Source organism: Nocardia brevicatena NBRC 12119 (genome assembly GCF_000308495.1).
GTDB classification, from domain to species: Bacteria; Actinomycetota; Actinomycetes; order Mycobacteriales; family Mycobacteriaceae; genus Nocardia; species Nocardia brevicatena.
This window is the reverse complement of record NZ_BAFU01000245.1, coordinates 1-23,134: the sequence shown is the minus strand read 5'-3', so window position 1 is coordinate 23,134 and position 23,134 is coordinate 1. Positions and strand designations below refer to the sequence as shown.

At 64.9% G+C, this 23,134-nt stretch carries 27 protein-coding genes and 1 pseudogene; 19 read left to right on the top strand and 9 right to left on the bottom strand.

The window, feature by feature from the left end:
- Nucleotides 1–6 precede the first annotated feature (6 nt).
- Entirely contained in the window at nucleotides 7–261 is a 255-nt protein-coding gene (locus ON20_RS30540) for a hypothetical protein (protein ID WP_040841504.1), read from the top strand.
- Between the two features lie 484 nt (nucleotides 262–745).
- Nucleotides 746–1,243: a hypothetical protein gene (locus tag ON20_RS37100; protein ID WP_218002710.1), complete on the top strand. Its 498-nt coding sequence runs from the start codon at nucleotides 746–748 to the stop codon at nucleotides 1,241–1,243.
- 205 nt (nucleotides 1,244–1,448) lie between these two features.
- Here ON20_RS37100 and ON20_RS38305 read toward each other — a convergent pair whose 3' ends face one another.
- From ON20_RS38305 to ON20_RS30490, 7 genes and pseudogenes are all read right to left on the bottom strand, one after another.
- The gene (locus ON20_RS38305; RefSeq protein ID WP_218002709.1) at nucleotides 1,449–1,571 is read right to left on the bottom strand and encodes a DUF262 domain-containing protein; all 123 of its coding nucleotides are present in this window, start codon (nucleotides 1,569–1,571) and stop codon (nucleotides 1,449–1,451) included.
- A gap of 457 nt (nucleotides 1,572–2,028) precedes the next feature.
- A pseudogene (locus ON20_RS30515) lies at nucleotides 2,029–3,025 on the bottom strand (DEAD/DEAH box helicase); the annotation flags it as partial.
- Between the two features lie 209 nt (nucleotides 3,026–3,234).
- Nucleotides 3,235–3,639: a hypothetical protein gene (locus ON20_RS30510; protein WP_218002708.1), complete on the bottom strand. Its 405-nt coding sequence runs from the start codon at nucleotides 3,637–3,639 to the stop codon at nucleotides 3,235–3,237.
- Nucleotides 3,640–3,778: 139 nt separating this feature from the next.
- The gene (locus ON20_RS30505) at nucleotides 3,779–5,194 is read right to left on the bottom strand and encodes a hypothetical protein (protein WP_040841492.1); all 1,416 of its coding nucleotides are present in this window, start codon (nucleotides 5,192–5,194) and stop codon (nucleotides 3,779–3,781) included.
- The gene (locus ON20_RS30500; protein WP_040841491.1) at nucleotides 5,187–5,486 is read right to left on the bottom strand and encodes a WXG100 family type VII secretion target; all 300 of its coding nucleotides are present in this window, start codon (nucleotides 5,484–5,486) and stop codon (nucleotides 5,187–5,189) included. Before ON20_RS30500 ends, ON20_RS30505 begins: the two co-directional genes overlap by 8 nt.
- The gene (locus tag ON20_RS37095; RefSeq protein WP_281032939.1) at nucleotides 5,483–5,815 is read right to left on the bottom strand and encodes a WXG100 family type VII secretion target; all 333 of its coding nucleotides are present in this window, start codon (nucleotides 5,813–5,815) and stop codon (nucleotides 5,483–5,485) included. Before ON20_RS37095 ends, ON20_RS30500 begins: the two co-directional genes overlap by 4 nt.
- A gap of 191 nt (nucleotides 5,816–6,006) precedes the next feature.
- The gene (locus tag ON20_RS30490; protein ID WP_040841489.1) at nucleotides 6,007–6,417 is read right to left on the bottom strand and encodes a MerR family transcriptional regulator; all 411 of its coding nucleotides are present in this window, start codon (nucleotides 6,415–6,417) and stop codon (nucleotides 6,007–6,009) included.
- Between the two features lie 50 nt (nucleotides 6,418–6,467).
- On the opposite strand from ON20_RS30490, the gene lipP1 reads away from it, so the two are divergent.
- Entirely contained in the window at nucleotides 6,468–7,421 is a 954-nt protein-coding gene (gene lipP1 / locus ON20_RS30485; protein WP_083865508.1) for a LipP1 family hormone-sensitive lipase, read from the top strand.
- Nucleotides 7,422–7,619: 198 nt separating this feature from the next.
- Here lipP1 and ON20_RS30480 read toward each other — a convergent pair whose 3' ends face one another.
- The gene (locus ON20_RS30480; protein ID WP_040841487.1) at nucleotides 7,620–8,327 is read right to left on the bottom strand and encodes a WD40 repeat domain-containing protein; all 708 of its coding nucleotides are present in this window, start codon (nucleotides 8,325–8,327) and stop codon (nucleotides 7,620–7,622) included.
- 305 nt (nucleotides 8,328–8,632) lie between these two features.
- Here ON20_RS30480 and ON20_RS30475 point away from each other — a divergent pair, with 305 nt between their 5' ends.
- The 15 genes from ON20_RS30475 (at nucleotide 8,633) to ON20_RS30405 (ending at nucleotide 21,041) form a co-directional block, all read left to right on the top strand.
- Nucleotides 8,633–9,427 (top strand): TspO-related membrane protein, encoded by a 795-nt coding sequence (locus ON20_RS30475; protein WP_040841568.1) that lies wholly within the window; start codon nucleotides 8,633–8,635, stop codon nucleotides 9,425–9,427.
- A 147-nt stretch (nucleotides 9,428–9,574) separates the two neighbouring features.
- On the top strand, nucleotides 9,575–10,513 hold the full coding sequence (locus tag ON20_RS30470; protein ID WP_438803457.1) for a zinc-binding dehydrogenase: 939 nt from the start codon (nucleotides 9,575–9,577) through the stop codon (nucleotides 10,511–10,513).
- 85 nt (nucleotides 10,514–10,598) lie between these two features.
- Nucleotides 10,599–11,111, top strand: coding sequence for a hypothetical protein (locus tag ON20_RS30465; RefSeq protein ID WP_040841486.1), 513 nt, complete (start codon nucleotides 10,599–10,601; stop codon nucleotides 11,109–11,111).
- 583 nt (nucleotides 11,112–11,694) lie between these two features.
- Entirely contained in the window at nucleotides 11,695–12,105 is a 411-nt protein-coding gene (locus ON20_RS30460; protein WP_157229137.1) for a hypothetical protein, read from the top strand.
- 138 nt (nucleotides 12,106–12,243) lie between these two features.
- Entirely contained in the window at nucleotides 12,244–12,513 is a 270-nt protein-coding gene (locus ON20_RS37090; protein WP_157229136.1) for a transposase, read from the top strand.
- A gap of 238 nt (nucleotides 12,514–12,751) precedes the next feature.
- A complete protein-coding gene (locus tag ON20_RS30450) occupies nucleotides 12,752–13,852 on the top strand; it encodes a PQQ-binding-like beta-propeller repeat protein (RefSeq protein WP_051163654.1) in 1,101 nt (366 codons plus the stop codon).
- Nucleotides 13,824–14,048 carry a hypothetical protein gene (locus tag ON20_RS30445; RefSeq protein ID WP_157229135.1) on the top strand — a complete coding sequence of 75 codons (225 nt, stop codon included), beginning with the start codon at nucleotides 13,824–13,826 and terminating at the stop codon, nucleotides 14,046–14,048. Before ON20_RS30450 ends, ON20_RS30445 begins: the two co-directional genes overlap by 29 nt.
- A 107-nt stretch (nucleotides 14,049–14,155) precedes the next feature.
- Nucleotides 14,156–14,641, top strand: coding sequence for a tetratricopeptide repeat protein (locus ON20_RS30440; RefSeq protein WP_218002707.1), 486 nt, complete (start codon nucleotides 14,156–14,158; stop codon nucleotides 14,639–14,641).
- A gap of 54 nt (nucleotides 14,642–14,695) precedes the next feature.
- A complete protein-coding gene (locus ON20_RS30435) occupies nucleotides 14,696–15,241 on the top strand; it encodes a tetratricopeptide repeat protein (RefSeq protein WP_218002706.1) in 546 nt (181 codons plus the stop codon).
- Nucleotides 15,184–16,125, top strand: coding sequence for a dihydrodipicolinate synthase family protein (locus tag ON20_RS30430; protein ID WP_083865505.1), 942 nt, complete (start codon nucleotides 15,184–15,186; stop codon nucleotides 16,123–16,125). Before ON20_RS30435 ends, ON20_RS30430 begins: the two co-directional genes overlap by 58 nt.
- Complete coding sequence (locus ON20_RS30425; protein WP_040841477.1) at nucleotides 16,122–16,598, top strand: hypothetical protein; 477 nt, start codon at nucleotides 16,122–16,124, stop codon at nucleotides 16,596–16,598. The genes ON20_RS30430 and ON20_RS30425 overlap by 4 nt, the downstream gene beginning before the upstream one ends.
- 104 nt (nucleotides 16,599–16,702) lie before the next feature.
- Nucleotides 16,703–17,575, top strand: coding sequence for a DUF4231 domain-containing protein (locus tag ON20_RS30420; RefSeq protein ID WP_040841476.1), 873 nt, complete (start codon nucleotides 16,703–16,705; stop codon nucleotides 17,573–17,575).
- Nucleotides 17,576–17,714: 139 nt separating this feature from the next.
- Nucleotides 17,715–18,980, top strand: coding sequence for a TIR domain-containing protein (locus ON20_RS30415; RefSeq protein ID WP_040841475.1), 1,266 nt, complete (start codon nucleotides 17,715–17,717; stop codon nucleotides 18,978–18,980).
- Nucleotides 18,977–19,882 carry a PfkB family carbohydrate kinase gene (locus tag ON20_RS30410; protein WP_157229134.1) on the top strand — a complete coding sequence of 302 codons (906 nt, stop codon included), beginning with the start codon at nucleotides 18,977–18,979 and terminating at the stop codon, nucleotides 19,880–19,882. The genes ON20_RS30415 and ON20_RS30410 overlap by 4 nt, the downstream gene beginning before the upstream one ends.
- Nucleotides 19,883–20,096: 214 nt before the next feature.
- Nucleotides 20,097–21,041, top strand: a complete 945-nt coding sequence (locus ON20_RS30405; protein ID WP_040841472.1) for a DUF3048 domain-containing protein — start codon at nucleotides 20,097–20,099, stop codon at nucleotides 21,039–21,041.
- 204 nt (nucleotides 21,042–21,245) lie between these two features.
- Here ON20_RS30405 and ON20_RS30400 read toward each other — a convergent pair whose 3' ends face one another.
- A complete protein-coding gene (locus ON20_RS30400; protein ID WP_040841470.1) occupies nucleotides 21,246–21,596 on the bottom strand; it encodes a hypothetical protein in 351 nt (116 codons plus the stop codon).
- Between the two features lie 167 nt (nucleotides 21,597–21,763).
- Between ON20_RS30400 and ON20_RS33720 the strand changes: the two genes are divergently transcribed.
- On the top strand, nucleotides 21,764–23,038 hold the full coding sequence (locus tag ON20_RS33720; RefSeq protein ID WP_083865500.1) for an NsdA family TPR-like regulatory protein: 1,275 nt from the start codon (nucleotides 21,764–21,766) through the stop codon (nucleotides 23,036–23,038).
- Nucleotides 23,039–23,134: the final 96 nt, after the last annotated feature.

The following is a 23,134-nucleotide window of genomic DNA, read 5'->3' as shown; positions in this document are numbered from 1 at the left end:
GAAGCCATGGCCATGATCGAGGATATCCAGCGACTGCTGGAAGATGCGAACGCTGTTCTCGAAGCCCTGCAGAACCCGAAAGACGCTGCGGCAAACGAAATCCAGCAACGGATAGACACGATAAAAGAGAAGATCGATCAGAACAAAGAACGCCTGGATCTCGCTGTCGATGTCGCCGAGGCTTCCGATGTCACGGCAATCACCGATGCTCCGGACGAGAACTACACCGCACCTACCGGTGCTGCGGCTTGGGAGGCCTGATGAGAATCGACAGGGGCGATATTCCGCCGGGGGCAGAAGCCGCCGTCCGGCGCTTCCAGAACTCTTTGGCAAATGTAGGTACCAGAGCAGCGCACCTCGAGCGTCTTGCCCGCGAGCCGATAGAGCCGTTCGCCGGATTCGATGAGGGCCGTTTGAACCAGTTGGCTCGTGGAGCGCGTGCTTCGCACGACCTGGTGGATGCAGCGGCGGCTGTCGCCCGGGGTGAGTGCACCTGGCGGGATATCGTAGAGGGACATCGCCGCCAGCCGCCGGAGATCATCACCTTGATCCGCGAGGGAATACCGTTCGCGTTCGCGACCGCACGGCTTGCCCCGCCGAATGCGTTACTGCCCGGCCGCGCGCCCGAAGTCGATACCCACCCCGCGAGCCGGCCACCATATGATGACGACGACGAGGACTATCCGCCCCGGAGCTGGTTGGTATGAGCATTATGAATAGCCGTCGACCGTATTACGCCTTACTGATGACAGCGCTCGTTGCGACGTTCGTAACGGGGTGCGGCGAGTCCGGGGGAACCGAATCCGGTGATACGCAGAATTGGCGTGCCATCGACCTGTGTACGCTTGCGGACCCGGACCAGGTGGTGCAGCTGGACAACAGCAGAACCGGCGAGGAAGCTGTGCAGCCGGAGCGATCGGACAATGACGTCAGTAACGGTTGCGCTTGGAGTGATCATTGGCGAGACTTCCTGTCCATCTCTATGAAGGATCGAACCGTTCCAGACCATGAGTCGCCCACGCACGTGCGCTATGTGGAGATCGCCGGGCGACAGGCCTCTGTCACCAATGAGAAGGGCGGAAAGTGCAGTGTGTGGCTGAAATACCGCGATGCGGAGATGGTGATCAACATCGATCCCGCCCCGAGCAAGACGGACGTGGACCTCGATGACCGTTCCCCGATCAGCTGCGATACGCAGATGCCACTGCTCAGCTCTATTGTCGGTCGAGTTGATCTTCCCTGATCCGTAGAATCCGATCGGCGCGTCGTGGAACTGGCAGAGATGATCGAGAACCTTCGGCGCTGACAAGACGCGTGCTCACCCGCAATCCCCGCCGGGCCGCCCAGCGATCCGGACAGCTCCGGCGAGTACCGGTGCCAGGACGACCGAGCCGATGAAATGGGTGGTCTCGATATCGGCGGTCCGGTCCTCGGCCAGTTGGGTGATATCACGCCACAGTTCCTTGAAGTTGTCCGATCCCCCACTGGTAGGGCCGTTGATAGAGCGGCACCAGATACTGGCTGGTGCCTTCGAGAATCTCCTGGAGACTGGTTTCCTGCGCGGCGACCACGGCCTGTTCTCCTCGATGAGCAGGCCGAGGCAGTGCCGGCCGGGTAGGTGATGGGATGCCCTCCACGGACATCGATTCAGGCGCATATCGGCGTTGCGTATCACTATGTTTCATGTCGGCCGACTCGGTATCGGAATCACCGGCATGCCCTGATTCCGGTGGGGGAGAGCGAGCCGAGACGGGTGCCGGTGGCGTTCGTGAGCGCCTCGAGGTCGTGGGCCCCGACCCGGCCGGCGATGGCGAGGGCGATATCGGCAGCCGCGGCGGCGTCGGCACCGGCCTGGTGGTGGGCGTCCAGGTGGGCACTGAGTGCGGTACTCACATCCGGCAACCGGTGCCGGGACAGATGCGGTGAGATTCGCATTGGTGGGGGCGCCTTGGCTGAACTTGTCGAGCTCCTTGACCGCCTGCTCCGCGGAAGGCGCGATCGGTTCGTAGCGCCGGTCGAGGCTCGGGTCTCGGTCGGCCGGCCATTCGTCGAGGCCGAGCCGGGTCTCCCCGACGAGCGCGTCCCCGGGGAACACCTCACCGAACACGGTGTGCACGAACTCGAGCATGGCGGTGGGTTCGCCCTGACCGCCGAGCGTCGCGGAGGTGGCGACCGGCGTGATCCGGCCCAACGGCCGGGCCCGGTCCTCGTCGGTGACCGGCGACGACTCCGACCAGTACGACTTCACGGCCGGCCCGAGTCGGCGCAACAGCATGGCGACATCGGTGCCCTGCGCGCCGTCGTAGGTGTGGAACTCGTCGAGCACCACATACTGCAGTGATTCCGCCGACTGCCGCCACATCGCCGCCCGATCGGGACGCAGCAGCAGATGGTCCAGCATCTTGTAGTTGGTGAGCAGGATGTCCGGCGGCGAATCGTGCATCAGCCGGCGGTCGGTGATCAGCCCCTCGGCCGATACCAGCGTCCGCCCACCAGAGCCCTGTTCACCGGTGTAGGGGCCGGCGGTGACACCCGCTAGCTCCGCATGGGTGCTGATCAGCTTCGCCGGCCGCTGTTCCTGATCGTTGGCCAGGGCGTTCATCGGGTAGATGATCAGCGCCTTCATTCCCGCCACACCCTGCTTCTTGGCGCGGACGACGTGGTCGAGGATCGGGATGAGGATCGACTCGGTCTTACCGGAGCCGGTGCCGGTGGTGACGAGGGTGGGCTGGGGGCGCTGCCGGAACTTGGTCGACAGCCGCTCGAACGCCTTGGCCTGATGCCCGTAGGGCGCGAACCCGTCCGGCAGCCAATCCAAGTGCATGCCCCAGTTGCCGCGGGCCGGGGCGAAGGGGAGGCGTAACCGGACGTAGGGGCCCTTGAACATGCCCTCCCGAGGATGGCCGACGAAATCGGTCAGCGCGGCCTGGGTGTCCGGGTCGGTGAGCGCGAAGGTGGTGGTGAGGTAGTCGGTCAGTCCTTCGCGCAGGCGATCGGCCTGCAGGGTCGGCAGTAGGACCCCCACATGCTCCTCCCTTGTCGGCCGACTCGGCGGGTCGGGCGGATACCTCGCCCGCTGACCCCATTCGTTCGCCGGTCGGGCACCCCTTCGGATGCTAGCCGACCGCGGAACGGGTCACAGGTGATCGGCTGTGAGGACTGCTGCCATCCGTGCCCTTCTACCCGTACACCACGAGTTCTACTGGCGAGCAGGCCCTCACCTCGAGTGAATAGCTACCTTGTTACTTCCTGAAGAAGCCCCCAGGAGAACCTCAAAAAAATCTGGTCGCCCATCCTGGGGTCTCGAGCGGTGTAGCTATTGTATGTGCCCCAGGAGTCGACCTCGCGAACTTCATCGAACATTTCTTTTACATCGAGCTCGAGAAGTTTCCAGGGCGCTATCTCCTCTTTGAAGTCTGTATAGCGAACGAACTCCACTCTCTTCATGAAGGGTAGGTCATCCAGCTCCAGCCTGAATGTGAGTTCTTTCCATAGGGGGAGGCGGTACAGAAAAACATCGGATTCCGTCCCGTGGGAATGCTCTATGAGAGCGTCATTCAGTATCGTTTTGAGAGCGTGCGCCGAACCTCCTTTGCCCGGCATGATCGACTTCGATACGGCCTCCGCGTCGGCGAGCATCTGATCCTTACCACAATTCAGAGCGGCCAGGGCAGGATCAAGGAGGGATTGGATAGGCTGCATCGTCTTCAACAGGTAAAGTTGAAATTCGGTTACACCTAGATTGTCCGATGTCATGGATTCCTTCCCGAGGCAGAGATCAGCGCGGACCCGTGGTGGTTACGTCGAGATCGGAACCGGGACCACCAATAGTTCCACGTTTGAAGACTACTTCACCGTCAGGGGTCACTTCGATCCACGCCATTACCTGCGGCTGCGTGGGAAGAACGACAAGATTTCCGTTGGGTAGGCTTGCTACCCCTGCGGTTTCTCCGAACGCTCGTTCTGCTGCCGCCTCAGCGGCTGTTGCGGCTTCCTGTTGGCCGAGTCCGAGTTTGGTAACTTCAGTAGCAATATGCTGTCCCTGGCCGGACCCCTTCGGAATCTGCGCGGCAGCTTCGCCCACGGCTCGACCCAATTCTGCGGGATCACCGCCGGCTCGGGACTGATCTGGACCACCGTTCGGTCCTTCTTCCCCGTCGGTGGCTATGCGGACGCTCAGTGCGGCGATGGAGGCCAAGGCGGTGTTGATGCCGTTGGTGGTGAGGTCGGGGATCGCGGTGAAAGCACCGGAGGCGGTTCCGGCTGCGACCACCGAGCCGAAGATCACCAGTAGCCGGCTGACGGTGATGGTGTTCTTGATGATGGTGGCCGCGCCGGCGACGATTTCGACGGTGACCGCGGCGCCGCCGCCGGCTACTGCGGGGGCGGCGAGTCCGGCGCTGAGGGCGGCGGTGATCGCGACGATGCCGGCGGTGATGACAATGGCGGCGATGAGTTCATTCTCCGCGGCAGCGATATCGGCTTGGACCTTGTCGCGCATCTCCTGGAGCGCATCGCGGTGCTCGGCTACCGGGGTGGTCAGGGCTTTGGCTGCCTGGGCCAGTATTTCGGCGGCCTGGGTCAATGTGGTGAGCTTGGTTTCGATTTCGGTGATGTTGGGGTCGCCGCTGCCGGTGAACACGGCGTTGATGCCTTTGATCCGGTCTGCCGCCCCGGTGATGGTGGCGTGTTCTGCAAAGGCCTGCCAGGCGTCTTCGGCTTTGCCGAGTTTGGTGACGTCGCCGTTGGGGATTCTGCCGACCCGTTCGAGTAGTCCGGTGATCGCGCCCTCGTCGAGACCTGGGCCGTTGTCGCCTTTGGCGGTGGTGGGCAGTGCCATCCCGGAGTCGTAGAGCGGTTCGGAGGCGGTGGGCCGGTCGGGTTCGGGTCCGCTGGCTTTGGCGCGGTTGGAATGCCACCAGTTGTATCCGTTGGCGGTCAGCACGTCGCCGAACCGTTGCAGGGCATTGGCCAGGGTCGCGGCGAGGGTGACGATATCGGCGGCGTGGCGGTCGTAGACGGTGGTCCAGGCCGCGGATTTCTCGTGGTCGCCGGCCATGCCACCGCATTCGTGTACCAGGGTGCTGTGCAGCGGCCCCAACGCCAGGCAGATATCTCCGGCCGGCAGGTGACATTTGTCGGCGGCGGCGAAGTACATGCCCGAGTCGATGACCCAGGTCGCGGGATCACCCACCCTGCAGCATCTTTCTGTTGACCTCGGCCGCCGTGGTGTAGCGGTTGTGCGCTGTGCGGGCGGCGTCGCTGATATCGGCCAGACCGGTGGCGAATTCGCGTGCGCCGGTCGACCACAGTCGATGGGCGTCGCGGTAGGCGTTCGCGGCCAGGGTTTCCCAGGCGCCGTCGAGGCCGGCGACCTTGTCGTCGATGAGGTCGAGTTGCTCGGTGAGATATCCGGCCAGGCCGGCCAGGCGGGTCACGATATCGTCGAGCCGTTCGAGGTTGACGGTGAATTCGGGATTGTTCACAGATTCAGGCTCGGGAATTGCTGAGAGGTGGCGTCGTCGGTGGTTTCGTAGCTGCCGGCCTGGAGCCCGAGTTGGGCGGCCATCCCGTCGAGTGCCTGCAGGATCTTGATGCCTCCGTTGCGGAGTTCGGTCCAGCCGCCGCCGAATTCGTCGGAGGCGTCTCCGCGCCATCCGTCGGCGAGTAGGGCGTCGACGTCCGCGCTCGCCGAATCCAGACCCGATCGCAGATTCCGGGCGATATCGGCGATGAACTGTCCGACGGCCCGGACCTCTTCGGGCACAACGACAATGTCACCGGTTGGGTTCGGATGTCCCCCTGAATCGACCACGGCTACGAAGCTAGCAGAGATCGTATGGCCGGTCCTGGCAGTGCGGCGAGCTCGTTCTCGATGTGGTGTCGTTGCGGCTGGGTACCACGGGAGCTGCCGCGCATGAGACGACCTCCGAGTAACCCGGCGTCGGTGCGCCTTCGGTGGAAGGCCGGTGAGGCACCACCGCCGGATCGTTCGCGAAAGTTCGGCTATGCGGAGGTGTGCGCTGTCTCGGCTTCCGGACCGGCGAGAATGCGTTGGAATTCGGGGCAGTCGACCAGCGGTTTATGGGTGCAGGTCGCGGTGTGGCGCAGGCCGTCCCGCATTCTGGTCAGGCGGGCGATGTCCTCGTCCAGTTGCTTGGCTCTGTCGACCAGGTGGGTGCGGAGTTCGGCGTCCTGGGGGGTGGCCGTCAGGAACCCGGCGATCTGCGCGATGGTGAATCCGGCCGAGCGGGCGCAGGTCACCAGAGCCAGTCGTGCGAGCACATCCGGGTGATAGGTACGGCGTAAACCGTTGCGACCGTTGGGTTCTATGAGGCCCCGTTTCTCGTAGAACCGCAACGCGGACGGGGTCAGCCCGGCCTGCTCGGCGACTTCGGCGATATCCAATGACGTCATGCCCGATCACTCCTTGACTTGAACTGCGCTTCAAGTTGCACGATAGGCGCATGACCGAAGAAACAGAAGACCGGATCTCGTTGCATCCGCAGGTCGAGGCGTATTTGGATCGACTCGCCCAATTCGATTTCGGTGAGCTGCACACGTTCCCCGTCGAGCAGGCACGCGAAGGGGTGCGCAGGGGGGTCGCTCTCCTGGGCGAACCCGAAGCCATTGCCGACGTCGAAGACCGCACGATCCCGCGGGCGGAGGGGGATATTCGAATCCGGATCTACACTCCGGCGGGTGAGGGCCCCTTCCCGCTGTTGGTGTTCTTCCACGGTGGCGGGTTCATGCTCGGCGATCTGGACACCCACGATGGTCTGTGCCGAAGTATCGCGAACGGGGCCGAGTCGATCGTGGTTTCCGTCGACTACCCGAGGGCACCGGAACACAAGTTTCCGGCAGCACCCGATGCCTGCTTCGCCGCGACGCGGTGGGTTGCCGATAACGCGGCCGGCATCGGCGGGGATCCCGCTCGGATCGCTGTCGGTGGCGACAGTGCCGGAGGCAACCTGGCGGCGGTTGTCGCGCGGACGGCACGGGATCACGGCGGGCCTGCCCTGGTCTTCCAACTGCTGATCTATCCCGACCTCGATTTCCGGAGAACGAATTACTCCATCCGCGAGTACGCGGGTAAGTACGGCAATATCAGCAGGGCCACCCAGCACTGGTTCATGGACAACTACCTGACCACCGAAGAGGAGAAGCTCGATCCCCGAGTCTCACCCCTGCTCGCCCCCGACTTGGCGGGGCTCCCACCGACACTCATCATCACCGCTCAGTACGACGCCCTGCGGGACGAGGGCGAACAGTACGGCCGGCGGCTGGAAGCGGCCGGCGTCACGGTCACCGTCAGCCGCTACCCCGGCATGATCCACGAATTCGTCCGGCACACCTTCGACGAGAGCGCGAAAGCGCGAGCCGAGGCGGCGACAGCCCTCCGGAAGGCGTTCACCCGCTGACCGCCACTCCACGCGGGCACCCAACGGGCGCGCTCGAGATGGGCGTCGACGGGTGCCTCATGGGCGTCGTCGAGGTCCCGGACGGATCACAGGGCAGTCGGCGCGGAGGTTGTGCCGGAGCGCCGCCTGCCGGTGCCCGCCGATGACCAGGTGCGAGCCATCCGGTGACCACGCACAGTTCCATTGCGGTCGGCCCGCTCAGCTGGACGTGTGGGGTGCCGGATCGGCCGCGGCGGGAAATCGCTTCAGGAAACGCTCGGTCTCTTCCTCGTCGAGCTCCTCCGAAGAACTGCCCCAGGGAATGGAGGCCGGATCGCCCATTTCTGGATTCCCGCCGCCACGATAGAATTCGGCCAACACCGCATCGATAGTATTCTCGATGAATCGATCCGGCTCCGACTCTTTCGGCACCTCGGATATGCAGCTGATCTCCAGAACCTTCCGTTGCTCGGGCAGATCATCCGAAGTGAGTTCCTCGTTGTATTGCAGCCACTGCTCCACGAGCTTGAAAGAATCGAACCAGTCTTCTTTTATGGAGAAGCACGTGGGCTCGTCCCCGACTTCGAGCGCCATTCGCTTTGCGTAGATCGAGACGAGTCGGACCGCGTCGTCCATTGTGCCGTAGATGTGCACGCTTCCCCGGAACATGGTCATGAGAGTACGGTCGCGGGCCACCGTCGCCACCTTCGCCGAATCGGGTGAGCAGGCCACCCTCGTGACCATGTCCGATGCCCCTCGAGCGTTCGAGCGCACTGTCGTGAGTGAATCCGCCGACCACAGGCGTGCGGTGCCGTCTCGTGAGGCTGTCGCGATCAATCGGCCGTCCGGCGACCAGGCGACGTTGCGAACGGCGTCGATGTGCTGGTCGAGCACACCGACGAGCTGATGGTGCGCCGGCACCGCCATCAGCGCCCGAGTAGCGCTTCGGCTGCTTCGCCGACCCGGCCCAATCTCCCTGCCAGGCGATACTCGACCGCAGGGTCCCGACCGCGATCTGCTGGGCCGGCTCAGGTCGGCGCCCAGGTCGCGGCATCCCAGGAGGAAGTAAAGAGGTGACGGACCGGTCGTGCCGGCCCGGATCGAGCGATTCACCGGTAAGGACGTCGACTCGCCCCACGGAGGCGGCTCGGAGGCGGAGACGGTTCCGGATTCCGAACGGGCCATCGACCGAGCGGGTGGTTGAATACCCCGCGAGCGGGCATACGCGCTACATGACCGACCGGTCCTCCGATATCTCCAGGCAGGTACTGCTCGCGGTGGCTGCCGTGATAGCGGCGATCGCCGCCGTGATCGGTTCGGGCGCGCTGGGCGGTACACCGATCGCCGAGGCCGCCGACGGGGCGCTCGCGGCCGACGCCACCTTCGTCGCGCCCGGCGGGCCGGCCTTCGCCATCTGGTCGCTGCTGTACATCGGTTTCCTCGCGCTCGCGGTCTGGCAGCTTCTCCCGGCGCAACGCGGGAACCCGCGGGTACGGGACGTGTGGTGGCCGATCGCCCTGTCGCTGCTGCTGAACGCGCTGTGGATCGCCACAGTGCAACTCGGCTGGGTCTACGTCAGTGCCGTGGTGATCCTCGCACTGCTCGCGACGCTGGCGGTGATCTTCGCCCGCTGCCTGCGCTCGCGTCCCGCGGACTGGGTCGAAGCCGTGCTGCTCGACGGCGTGATGGGGCTTTATTTCGGGTGGGTCTTCGTCGCGACGGTGGCGAATATCGCCGCGGCGCTGAAAGCCGGGGGCGTCGACGACCTCGGTCTCGGCGCGGAGCCGTGGGCGGTGGTGGTGCTGGTGATCGCTGCCGTTGTCGGGGCGGGATTGGCGTTCATCAGCGGCGGGCGGGCCGCGTTCGCTCTCGCCATGATCTGGGGACTGGTGTGGATCGGGGTCGCCCGTCTCGCCGACGCGCCGGAATCGGCGGTGGTGGGAAGTGTCGCGGTCGCTGCCGCCGCGGTGGTCGCGCTCGCTACCGTCGCAGCCCGGATCGGGCGGGCGAACAACGTCCTGGTCTAGCTGTACTCATCAGGACGTGTTTCACAGTGGCGGCAAAGAGGCCGACAAGTTCGGCGCCTTGGATTTCGTTCCAGCTCAGGGAACTCACCGGTGCGCCGGCGGGCGCTCTCCGGGAATGTGGGCTTCGGCGGGCGGAATTCAGGCTCCATGCCCCGGGTTATCGGGATCATGAGAGCTTTGGTTTACGACCCGACCGCCAGGCATGGTCTCCGGTTGGGCGAAGCGCCGGATCCAGTACCTGGTCCTGGGCAGGCGTTGGTGCAGGTCGCGGCGACTTCACTCAACTTCGGTGAGGTTACGTATCTGAGCAAGAACTACGCGCCCGGCGGGGTGGCCGGCTGGGACGCCTCTGGGGTCGTCATGGCCGCAGCGGCGGATGGGAGCGGTCCAGCGGCCGGGACACGGGTGGTGACCTTCGGCTGGAATGGCGGGTGGGCCGAGTTGCGGGCTGTCGATACCGGTGAGCTTGCCGTGTTGCCGGAGGGCCTCGACCTCGGTGCGGCGGCAGCGCTGCCTGTGGCCGGAGTGACCGCGTTGCGCGCATTGCGTCGACTGGGTTCGATCCTCGGACAGCGTGTACTGATCACCGGGGCATCCGGTGGGGTCGGCCGGTTCGCCGTCCAGCTCGCCGCGCAGGCAGGCGCACATGTGGTTGCCGTTGTCGGTCGGCCGGAGCGCGGCATCGGGCTGGTGGAGCTGGGTGCGGCCGAGGTGGTCTCCGGTGGCCTGGCCGAGGTGCGGGAGCCTGTGTCCGCGGTGATCGACAATGTGGGCGGACAACTGTTGGCCGACGCGTTCACGCTGCTTGCCCCGGACGGCCTCGCCGTCAGCGTCGGCAAAGCATCGCTGGAACCTTCCACGATCGATTTCGAGCAGGCCCGACTGACCAATCCGGGCGCTCGTATCGAGGCGTTCACGGTCGGTCCCGGTTTCGGCCCGGACCTGGCCTACCTGGCTTCGCTCGTAGCCGCAGGTCGGCTCGACCCTCAGGTGGGTTGGCGCAGCGGCTGGGAACGCGCCGGCGACGCCGCCGAAGCGCTACTCACCCGCAAGGTCGCCGGTAAGGCAGTACTCGACGTGGGCTAGCTCGTCCTTTGCCGCCGAGGTTCGGTTGTTTCGAGTATGCGCCGGCCGGTTGGTTCGCAGGCCGGGAGACTCGGTTGCTGTGGACATGGGTATCTCTGGTTTCGATCCGTCCTTCTTGGTCGGAGTCGAGGCGGTTCGACAGGCGCACGGATCACGTCTGGTGATGCTCGTGGGTAGGCGGTTGACGGGGTTCGCTCTGGTGCGCTTCGTCGAGGACGGAGAATGGTTCGCCGACTGCCCGGTGGTGCTGGGCTTCGACGGCGTCCAGGTGGAGATCTGCCACGGGAAACTCGACGAACTCTCGATCGGCTGGGATACGATCGACACCGCTGTGACCATCATCGGGTGGGAGTGGTTCGAGCTCACGCCCGAGTGGTCGCACAGCGATGAACGCCTCGAACCGTTCGTCGGCCAGGAACTGCGAGAGGTCGCGCTGCTCGAGTGGCGGCCGGCAGGCCGTGACCTGGCAGCGGGAACAGTGGCGGTGGAGTTCGCCTTCGCCGGCGACCGTCTACGGATCGTCAACGGACTCGACGAGAACCGCATCGAGGTCGGTGCGGCCCATCCGGATTACATCCGGCACCGGCTGGGTTGCTGAGCGCTACTGATCTGTCGAATGCTGCCTGAGCCCCATGACAGGCAGCTGGGTGGCCTGGGCAGGGGACGTGGTGGTGGTCTTCCCGATCCCGGCCGGGCGATCGCGATTCCGGACGCCCGTGGGTTCGAGCCCCGTGGGTTCGAGCGCTGACCTAGCCGGTGGGCACGGGAGGCCGATCTGCCGAGGAGTCACGGTATCAGATGTCCTGTGCCGGCAAAGTTGGCCCAGCAGTGGGGCTCTGGGCCCCCGGATGACTCGGGGCGGAGCGGCAGAGCGGCAGAGCGAAACAAGGCTTCTGACGTCCGCGCAATGATGACGCCGTGGTCCCCTGGCGCGGCTTCGTCATGGAAAGTGGGCCGGATTCCCGGCGGCGAAGGCAGGCAATGTGGGCACGAGCAGCTCCACAGGTGGCGCATCACTGTATCCCTGCTCGAGCCTGCGAAGCTCGGTCGGCTACAACGCTCGTCCGCGTGCCGACAGCAGACAATGACTACCGTCGGGAATTGCTTCCGCTGAGAATTCGGCTCTGATATGCATAAGATTTCGGGAATTGTGCTGCAGTGCAGCGAAAGAGAGGAACTCGGTGTTCATCCTCGAGAGAAGTGCCCGGCGGCTATCGATCGTGGGCGCGGTGATATCCGGTCTCGCGGCCGTGGCGGTATCGACGACCGTCGGCGCGGGGCCTGCTCGGGCGCTGCCGCCCGGTGACGCGTTCTGCTCATCGGTTCCGGTCGACAGCCGGCTCGATATCGAATGCACGAATACTGATGTGGGCCCGGCAACCGTCGGAGTAATAGTAACGTGCAGCAACCTCCGCCCGCTGGTCCAGGAGGTACGGATGCGCCCAGAATCGACGATCCAGTTCAGCGAGGACTGCGGCCCCGGCGCACACCCGATCTCGTGGAACGTGGGCGCCAAAACCGACTATCAGCGCGACCGCGAACGCGACTACGAAATCGACCACGAACGCAACTCTGGCCACGAACACATCTGAGGCTGCGATTCGGTCACCGAGCGCCCGAACCGACTACCATCGCTCCCGCGATGGCGATTACCGACGTGATGTGCCCCCGGTTCTACGGAGTCGGTTTGCTTGACTCTTGGTCACGAAGTCATCGAAGGAGACTTGTTCGTGCCAAGGCGTTACCCCGAAGAGTTCCGTCGCAAGATCCTGGACCTGGTCGCTGCCGGCCGCCCGGTCGCGCAGGTAGCCGCGGACCTGGGCATCAGCGACCAGACGATCTATGTCCGGCGCAAACAAGAACTGATCGACACCGGCCAGACTCCGGGCGCCACCAGCGCCGAGCAGTCCGGACCGATCGCAGCCAAGCGCCGCATCGGACTTCGGAGCCCGGACGAAGCACGTCACCGGGTCTTGCCGGCTGCACATCCCGGCCTCTGACGGGCAGCCGGCCAGGTGACCGGCTTCTGAAACAGATTGGCCACCCTGCTCATGTGGCTTCGAGGACCGACCCCGGCCGGTGATACCGAGCGCTGCACGACGGTGTTCGAGGAACGTCTCGTACGATCCGGAGGGAGCGCCGGCGCCGGATTCCCAGGACCGGCAGGCTCTTTCTCCGAATGTCGGTGCCCCTTGCTAACTTGTCGCGTCCTGATCCGACAAAGCGACGAGGCGAACTATGGCAATCGGGAACAACATCGGTTTCGAACAGTCCGAGAATGTGAAGTCCGCGCCGGTGCTGTGGAGTTTTCGTTCCGGCGCCGCCGCTTCCGGTGTCGTCGTGGACGAACGGGGCTGCTGGGTGGGCACCGAGAGCGGTGACGTGTTCACCTTGACGCCGGAGGGCGTGGTCACCGGCCGATTCCGACTACCGAGCGCGGTCGAACACATTGTGGCCGATGGCTTCTGGATCTACGCCGCGTGCGCCGACAACCACGTCTACGACCTGTCCGGCACGGTGCCGAGAGTCGCCTACGAAATACCGGCCGAAATCGACATCTGCTCGCTCGACATCCATGAAGGCCGGCTCTGTGTCACCGACCGGAAAGGTGGCATCACCGCGATCGATTGGAACGGGGAATTGCTGTGGAGTACTCCCGGCGACGAGGGCGGGGTGATCCAGATCGACTCGCACGCCGTCTACCACGGGCATTCCGCCGGTGTCACCGGATATGACTTGGAAGCCGGATACCGCGTGTGTCACGAGGACACCGATGGCGCGGTCCTGTCCGCCTGCCAGGACTGGGACGCGTTCTACGCCGGCACCGATGACAACTGTGTCGAGGTGGTCGGCAAGAACGAATGGGCGGGGATCGGCTACCTGTGCGATGCGCCGGTACAGTCCTGCGCCACCTCCCCCGACGGCCGAGTCTTCGCCGGGGACGACTGCTCCTCGGTGTACTGCTGGGACATGTCGCGATGCGGTGCGTGGAAATGGGCCACCGGCTGCGGCTCAGCCTCTTGCATGCAGTACCACGACGACAAGCTGTACCTGGTCACCACCACCGGAACCCTCGCCTGTCTCGATGTCGGCGAAGCCGCCCTCCGCGATGCCGAGCAGGGTGTGCTGCCCGAGACGGTGTCGGTGACGGCTCCGGAGATCTCCGCCGTGGGCTCTGGTGATTTCTGCAGCCTGGCTGGTCGAGATACCGGCCAGTGCGTTTCTGCGGTCCTGGGAGCGGTCGCGGGAGATGCTGTCCACACTTCCGAGCTTCGAGGGGGCGGGTCGCGACGCGAGTATCTACGTCTCGGTGGCAGTCTCCGTGGACGCGGTCGGTGACGCGGCGCAGCGGCTGTTGCGCGTGCTGTCGATGCTGCCGGCCGGAGCCTCGAGTGACTTGATCGACGTCATACTGGGTGACCGTTCGCTTACCGCTACGGCCGAAGTGGTTCGGAAATCCTTGGTGGAACGGATGGGAACGCAGTTGAGAATGCTGGTGCCGATCCGTGAGTTCGTGCCGGCACGGAAGCACTGAGCCCGCTCGTGCGCACGGCGATCGCTGTCCATATCGATAAGCTTCGGCACCTCACCGGGTCGGCGTACCGGCTCGATGCGGGGGCCGAATGGGATTCGCTTCAGGACATGCTGGCGAATGTAGGTGCGTTGGTGGATCGCGGTCTCGGCGATCCGGCGACCACAGGAGCTGCCGTCGAACTCACGGTGGCCGCTGCACTCGCATTCCGCGCCACAGGTCGAATCGGTGAGGGGGTCGACCATCTGCAGAAGGCATTGGCACGGGTGCCGGTGAACAGTGAGACGGCGGGCAATCTTCAGGAAGAGAGCGGGCATGTCCTGCGTGCGGGGGCGCGTTTGCAGGAGGCCGCCGCGTGTTACGAGACGGCACTGACGACCTGGACAGAGCTGGGTTGGACGGATCGGGAAGCCGTATGCCGGCTGCGGCTCGGTGATGTGCAGCGACTGCTCGGGCGTTATCCCGCCGCTCAGGAGAACTACACAACCGCACTGGGTCTGTATCGGACCTTCGACGACCAACTCGGTCTCGCGGATGCCTACGAATGCGTTGGCGATGTGGAATGTATGACCGGCGACTTCGTGGCGGCTCTCTAGCATTACGAGCAGGCGCAGGATATGTTCCGGGCGATTCCCGACGGGACGGTCGGAATGGTCGACACAGCACACAGCCTCGGTGAAACCAGGCTGGCCATGGCGGATCCGGCCGGAGCGCGCGTCGACTACGACCAGGCCCTGTCGATCGCCACGCGAATCGGTGATCTGCAGGGCCGGGCGAATGCCCTGTTGGGTATCGCGAAAACGCACCTCCACGACGGCGAACTCGAGACGGCACGCGACCGGATCGACCAAGCCGACGGCCTGTACCGGCAGATCGATGACCGGCTCGGCCTCGCGAATACACAGATCGCCATCGGCGACCTCCACGCTGCCACCGGGGACTCAGCGGCTGCGGACGCGGCATACGAACGGGCAGAGGTAGCGTTGACCGCGATGGCCGGCCCGGCCAACCGGATCCTGACCTCGCTGCGGCGGGTACTCGGACGGCAGCTCGCCTGGGACAGCCCGCAGGTGGTGCGGATCCGGGACGAGTTCGCGCGGCTGGTCGACCGCACTGTCGATGTGGAGGAGTGTCGCCGATGGCCGTTGGAACGGAAGGGGAGCGTGTTCCACGGTGGGCTGGAGCTGTCGGGCTGAACCCGATACTCGCCACCGTCACGCCCTTCACGCGTGATCATCGCGTCGACACGGGGGTACTCGGCGACTATCTGGGATTTCTGCACGAGTCTGGAGTGCGGACGGTACTGGTCAACGGCACCACGGGGGAGTTTCCCGCGCTCACGGTTGCCGAGCGGAAAGCAGTTCTCGAATTCACCCGGTCCCACTGGTCCGGTCAGGTCGTCGCCCATATCGGCGCTTCTGCTATCGGCGATGCGATCGAATTGCTCGACCACGCGCACGACCATGCCGGCGCGGTGGCGGCCATCCCTCCCTATTACTTTGCCGAACCGCCCGAAGCCGGTCTCCGCGAATACTTCGGCCTCCTGCTCGGCCGGACGAAGCTGCCGCTACTGGTGTACAACTTCCCTCGCCATACCCAAGCGCTGATTCCGCCCGCGCTCATCGGCAGCCTCGCGGCGGAATATCCGATGCTTGCCGGGGTCAAGGACTCGGGGACCGATCGCGGAGTCACCCGGAACTATGCCGATACCGGAGTCTCGGTGTTCATCGGATCCGATGGTGCTGCCGCGCACATCGCCGAGCACGGCGCACTCGGGATCGTCTCGGGAGGCGGTAGCCCGGTGCCCGAGTTGCCGGTCCGGATCGCACAAGCCCTCCGTGCCGGCGACCACGACGAGGCAATCCGGTGGCAGAAGGTGTTCGACGAATGCCGTGCTCTGCGCCGCCGATCCGGTCTCACGGACACGGCGTTCGTGAAAGCCGCCCTTGCCGAGCGGGTCCCGGGCTTTCCGGTAGTGGTCCGGCCGCCGCTGGTGGCTGCGGACGATGCGCAAAGCCAGGAGATTCGCACTCGCCTCGGGACGAAGATCTTGCCGCAGATGGACCCGAGCCGATCATGACTCGACTCGGCGTGACCGGGCATATCCACCTCACGGCAGACACGGTCGATCTCATCAGGCGCGAGCTCTCGACCCGGTTACGGAGGTACGGCACCGGCCTTGTGGGGGTCAGTTGTCTCGCGCCTGGTGCGGACACGATATTCGCTGCGGCCGTCCTGGCAGCGGGGGGCCGGCTCGAGGTGGTTCTTCCGGCCCGCAAATACCGCGATCGTAGTGTCCCGGCCGAGGCGCTCGATGTCTTCGACGAGCTGCTCGCCCAGGCGGAGACGGTGCGGGTGATGTCGTATGAGGAGCCTGCGGCGGACGCCTACCGGGCGGCCAATGACGCCGTTCTCGGCGACATCGAACGGCTTCTCGCGGTGTGGGATGGCGGTGTGGGTGGGCCCGGTAGTACAGCCGATACGGTGAATTCCGCTCGCGATCGCGGCATCCCAGTGGATATCGTGTGGCCGGCAGGGGCGCGCCGGGCCTGAAATGATCCATTCGGCAATGGGTTTCGGCAATCTCGAATCACAAGCTGTGTTCCGGCCACCCTGCTACGGTGACATCATGATCGCCGTCGAATTCGGTCGATGCGATGCTCCGGAATGAAGACCTGCCCGGTCTGTTCCAAGCCGCCGATGAAGCGGCAGTAGGGGGACAGCGCTCGTACCTGCGCAGCTACGGTCTTCGACTGATACTCGCAATCGTCGCCGCTGTATGCGCTGCGCTGAGTTTTCGGGTGGGGACACAAGCCACCGACCTTGCTGCGCTCGGTACAGCACTCGCATTCGTATGCATCCTGACCTTGGATATCGGGCTGCTCAGCTCGCGCCCCAACCGGACATGGCACGAAGGTCGCGCGTTGGCCGAATCGGCGAAGACCCTGGCCTGGAAGTACGCGGTCGGCGGCGATCCGTTCGACCACACGCTGACAGAGCAAGAGGCCGATACTCGGCTCATCGACCGGACTTGGCGACTACAGCACAGCTTTCCGGAGGTTCAGCTCGAACCCACCACAGTGGCCACGATTACCGATCGTATGCGCGAACTACGCGGTTGCATGTTCGCCGAACACAGGCAGGCATACCTGGAACACCGGATCCAGGACCAGCAACGTTGGTATGCCGCCAAATCGAAACAACACCGTCGTCGCGGACGACGTCTCCGCGCGATTGCTCTGATGCTGGAGATCGCGGGTATAGCCGCAGCGCTGGCGAAGGCGTTCAATGCCATCAATTTCGACCTGGCCGGTGTGGTCGCCGCATCCATCGCCGGGATCGCGGCATGGACTTCTGCCCGGCAGGACGATCGGGTCTCCGCAGCCTATGCGACCACGTCGAATGAGCTGGCCCTGATCGCGGAAACCATCCGCAACTCCGGCGAAAGCGACTGGGGTGCTGCGGTATCCGATGCGGAGGAAGTGATCAACCGCGAGCATGCGCTGTGGCGGGCTTCCCACGTCGAGTAGGGGAGAGATGACGATAAACTCAGGAGCCAGTTGACATCAGGCGTTATCCGGTTCGGGCCCGACGTGCGTGCGGAGGTGTTCGCCGAATGTCGTGGTGGGTCGGCGAGATGGCGTTCTACGCACAGCAGGGGAGGGTCTGATGGCGGTATTCATCAGCTACCACAGCAGTAAGCGTCCGGTGGTCGAACATATCGCCCGGTATTTTCAGCGGCGGGGGATCTCGACCTGGTGGGCGCCGCGGGATATTCCGCCGGGGTCGAAGTGGGACGAGGCGATCTCCGCAGCGATCAAGCAGGCTTCGGCGCTGGTGCTGTTGTTCTGCGCTTCGGCCGACGCGAGTGTGCACGTCAAACGTGAGGTGGCGCTCGCGGATCGCGCTCGGATCCCCATCTACTGGGTGCGGTTGGAACAGGTCGAACCGGAAGGGCTGGGCTATTACCTCTCGCCGACTCAATGGGTGGACTGGCTGGATCAGCGGGACAGTACGCTCGACAATTTGGTCAACGACCTGAAGAATCCCGCCGTCGACGGCCAGGGGCTGGGCCCGGCTCAGGGGCCACCGGTGGCGAGGCAAGTTGTATCCGGCTGGCCTGCCGGTGTCGTGGCCTTCGAGAGTGAAGAGATGGCGGCAGAAGCGGCTGCGCACACGTATTTTCGATCCGCGCAGGCTGCGCCACACCGGAGCGTGGTCCTGCCGACGGGTCGTGCCGCGACACAGCTTTTCGGGGCGATGCTGCGGGTTGCGGACGAGTACGGGCCGCGGCCCTTCGGGTCCGCGCGAATACTGTCCGACACCGAAACCTTCGGTGTCCACAACCGGCACCTTTCGTCGCGTACCCGTCATGTGCTGGAGGCCCTGATCGAGCCGCTCACCGAGCGGGGACTGGGGCCGGAGCCGCATCAATTGCACCTGCTGTCGGGGCAGATCGGCGCGGACGCCGATCCCATGCAGTCGACGCAGCGGACGCTCAGGCTGTATCCCCCCGGTGTTCACGGTATTTCGATATCGCCCGACGGGGAGGTGCTCGGTTACGAGGTCGGCACCTACAGCGATGTCGATGAGATCGCCGGCGACGGATGCCGGATCGTGGAGCTCACCGAACACGGCCGCCGCTACATCGACCCGAACCAGCCGTCACGGTCCGTGCTCACCATCGGCTTGGCCGCCGCCATCGAATGCGCGGGCCTGATGGTGCTCGGGTTCGATCCCAGCAAGGCTCGGATCATTCGCCAGATGGTGAAGTTCCCGGAGACAGCGGGTGTGCCGGCGACTCTGCTCCGACGCAACACCAGAACGGTTATCGTCACCACGCGGCGCATCGCGGAGGAGGCGGAACTCGACGATGTCCACCATCCGGTCTCGGCTGAAGCGGGAAGTGAATGGATAGTCGGCAGGTTCTCTTGAAAACATCCCCTGCGGTGGCGGTCGCCGGTATGGCGACCATCGATTACCTCTATGTGCTGGACAGCCATCCGGTCGAGGACAGCGAGAATCCGGTGCGGCAGCACGATGTCGTCGTCGGCGGTCCGGCGGGGCGGGGTGCGATCGCGGCCGCACGGCTCGGGAACGGCGGCGTGAAGCTGTACCTGCTGTGCGGTACCGGCGTGCACGCCGAGGTGCTGCGAACCGAACTGGGCAAGGAGCCGCTCGAGGCGAAACTGTTCGAACGGAAACAGGTGAGTCAGCATTCGGCGGTGATCGTCACCGCGGACCGGGGCACCCGTTCGACGATATGGCTGCCGCAGCCCTATGCCGACGAGGAGTTCCTCACGGAACTGCCGTCGCTGTTCGACGGTGCCGACGTCGCGCTGCTCGACTGCACCGACCCGGTGTTGAGCATGGCAGCCATCGCCTCGTGCCGAGAGCGCAACGTACCGATCGTCATCGACACCGGCGGATACAAGGAGTCGAGCGAGGAGTACCTGCGCGGAATCGACTACATCGTCTCGCCGCAGAAGTTCTTCGGGAAACGGACCCCGGGGGTTTCGCTGGAACACGCGATGGAGCAAGCGTTCGACGACTTCAGGCCGCGCGTTCTGGTGGCAACCCAGGGGCAGCAGGGTGGAATTTTCCTGGACGAGACCGGCCGGCACAGGTACCGCGGCCATCCGGTGGAAACCAAGGACTCCTGCGGGGCGGGCGATACCTTCCACGGAGCCTTCGCATGGACTGTAGCGGCTGGTGCCGGTACGGCCGCGGCGCTGGATATCGCTTCATGGTCCGCGGCGCGGAAATGCGCAGTATTCGGAAATGCAGGTATCCCGGACAGTATTCAACTGCAACAGTTCCTCGCCGACGAGGCGTAGATCGGGGTCGCGGCGGGTGCCGAGGACGCCGGCGAGGACGTTGAGCTCGCCGTGCTCCTGCCGCCAGAACCAGTTCTCGACCGGGCCCGTCGGCTGGAGCAGCAGTTCGCGGCCATGCTCGCCGGGCGCGCAGTTCCAGCGTCCAGCGGTCGGCTCGACCACTCCTGCCCTGGTCCAGCGCGGCGTAGAATCGGCTGCGTCAGAGGTTGCCCCTATGCAACAGCGATGGTGGGTGTGGATTGCCGCGTTCCTGACGACTCTGGGAATGTGCGCTGTGTTCGCATGCAGTAGCGGCACCCGGCCCGAGCGCGCTGCTCCCGGCCCGGACACATTCTCACGGGTAGGGGTGCCCGTGCTGGTCGCGAAGATAGACAACAGTCCGCAGGCACGGCCACCGATAGGTCTCGCAGCCGCCGATGTGGTCTACGTCGAGCCGGTCGAGGGTGGTTTGAGCCGGTTGGCCGCGGTGTTCTCGACCGACAAACCCCCGGTGATCGGACCTGTCCGAAGCGCGCGGGAAACGGATCTGACGCTGTTGGACCAGTTCGGCAACCCGACGTTGGCCTCCTCTGGTGCCGCACCCGAGCTGGTTGCCGCCGTCGATCGCGCCTCGCTGCAGAACGCCTCGGCCGATCGGCAACCTGCGGCGTACTACCGCGACTACAGTCGCGCCGCTCCGCACAACCTGTTCGTCCGCTCGGATCAGTTGCCCGTAGGCGGCGGATGGCCGCCGGCTTCGCAACTGCCCTTCGGCCCTACGCCTGCCGGTGGCCGGCCCACGCAACATCAGGAAGCGCGGTATCCGGACACTGTGATCGGTTTCGACTGGTCACCCAGCCACCACCGATGGCTGGTGTCCATGGACGGTGCCGCCTACACCGAGGCCGATATCGGACAGCTCATGGCAAGTACGGTCGTGCTGCAGAGTGTGCAGGTGCACGACTCGGCCGTCAGCGATATCGCGGGCAGCGTCTCGCCTGTGGCCCAGACGACCGGTAGCGGTCGCGCACTCGTACTTCGCGACGGTCAAGCGTTCCCGGCCGCGTGGTCCCGGCCCTCCCCACAGGCAGGCACAACCTATACAACCCCCACCGCTACAGCCATCCCCTTCGCGCCGGGGCAAGTCTGGACTGTCCTGGTTCCAGCGCAGCTCTGGTAACCGAGACCGCGCTGCATCCACTTCTTACCGGACGTGCCGTCGAGGCCCATGTAGGGATCGGATGGAAGCCCGTCTCGCCGACGGTGATCATGTATGCCCGGTCGAAAACCCCGGCCTCGTACACCACCCTGCCGGACGCAACCTGCCCCTCCACGATTCGGTATGGACCTATCGCGACCGAGACGCATGCCCTCAGGCCGGCAGTCACTGGTGGTCCTCGATGTACTGTGCTGCGAGCCGGAATCGGGGGCAGCTGTGTTGGGCATGGTCGGCCATCAAGTGGATGGCGTGCGCTCGCCCGCGGATGGCGTCGGTACTCTTGCAGGCTGCCGGGTGATCGAGGTGGTGGAGGCCGGCGGCGACGCGCTCGAGCAGGTCACGGTTTCGGGTGTGCCAGAGCCGTATGGTGGCCGCCATCGATTGGTTGTGCGTGCGTCTGGTGGGGAGTTCCGGTAGTTCCTGACGCGGGTGGTCATCGACCGGGGCGATACCGGCCGGGGTTGGATCCACGCTGGCCGGCTCGCGGGCGCTGGTTTCGGCTGAGGGTACGGGCATAACGGTCGGCTCCGGGTTCTGTCGGGGCGAAAGTCGAGCGTGCGCCTCTGCGGATTGCGGTAATGATTGCTTTCAGCATTGCCGTGTTGTTGCGTCAGAAGGACACACCGAACCCGTATTGAGCCCGTACCCTGGCGGTACTACAGCGGAGGGGAGAACGCCGAGAGATGACGATCATCAAGTGGACCGGGCTCGAGGTCGCCGCGCTGCGTACGGCATTGCGGGACACCCAGGTTCAGTTCGCCGACCGAATCGGATGTTCGCTCGAGGCGGTCGGCAAATGGGAACGCAGAGGTGCCGACATCACCTTGGGTGCGAAGTATTCCGAGTGCATGGACACTACCCGCCGCAGGCTCGACGACGAGCAGCGGGCGCGCTTCGAAGCCGCACTACAGGATCTGGACGCACCTCTCCGAACCGCCTGGCGCGCAATGTCCCCCGGGTCGGACGTAGATGGTCACACACAGTTCGCCCAACACTCACCTTCCATCGTTGATATGGGTTCCATCACCAGCTCTGAGGCGTCAGTGGACGTCGACAGCGATTACGTCGACACACTCCGCAGCCGCATCCGTCAGCTTGTCGATCTCGATGCCACCTTCGGGGGTGACCAATCGTCGGAATTCGCGCTGCAACTGTTCCGATCGGTGCACCGGAAGCTGGGGAGCGTGCGCTGCGATCCGAGGATCGAGCGCGAACTGTATGCGGCGGCCGGCGAGATCGGTGAGGTCACGGGGTGGCTGCTCTACGACGCAGGCAAACACGAACTTGTGCGCCAGGTGAACAACGAAGCACTGCACCTGACCCGGATGGCGGGCGATCGGAGTATAGAGCTGCTGACCTTGCAGAACATGTCCATGCACGCCGGTTCCCTCGGCCGCCCGGCGGAAGCCTTGCGTATCGCCAACATGGTGTTGGAAACCAATACGCTCTCGCCCCGGCTGGAAGCGTTGTTCCGCATCCGCGAAGCCCGTGCTTTGGCGCAGGCGGGCGACGATACCTCAGCCAAACGTTCTTTCCGCCGAGCCCGATCCCTCTACCTCGACGGCACCCATGACAGCGACCCGGCGTGGGCCTGGTGGATCGACGACCGGGAATTGGCCTGGCACGAAGCCGTGATCCACAGCGACTGCGCCGACTGGAGTGCAGCGGTCGATACCTTCTACGCCTCTGTCGAGTTCACTCCCAACCGTGAGGTCCGCTCCCGATACCATCACCTCGCCGCACTATTCAACGCGCAAATCCGTGCGCATGCCTGGCGGGACGCGGTCGACACGCTGCGACGTGTGGTGCCCTTGATCGATGAGATTCGCTCTACCCGCACCGCCACCACCCTTCTGGAAGCTATCGGCTACCTCGATACTGTTGAGCCCGCTCCCTCAATGCGCGAAGAGACCAGGCAGCTTCGGGGTATCCTGGCCAGCGCGGGATACGGGCGGTAGGAAGTTGGCACCACGAGATGAGGTACTGACGGCCGAGCAGGTGAGTGAAAGGCTCGCTACTCTGGAGGGCTGGCGTGGCGATACCTCTGCCGTCAC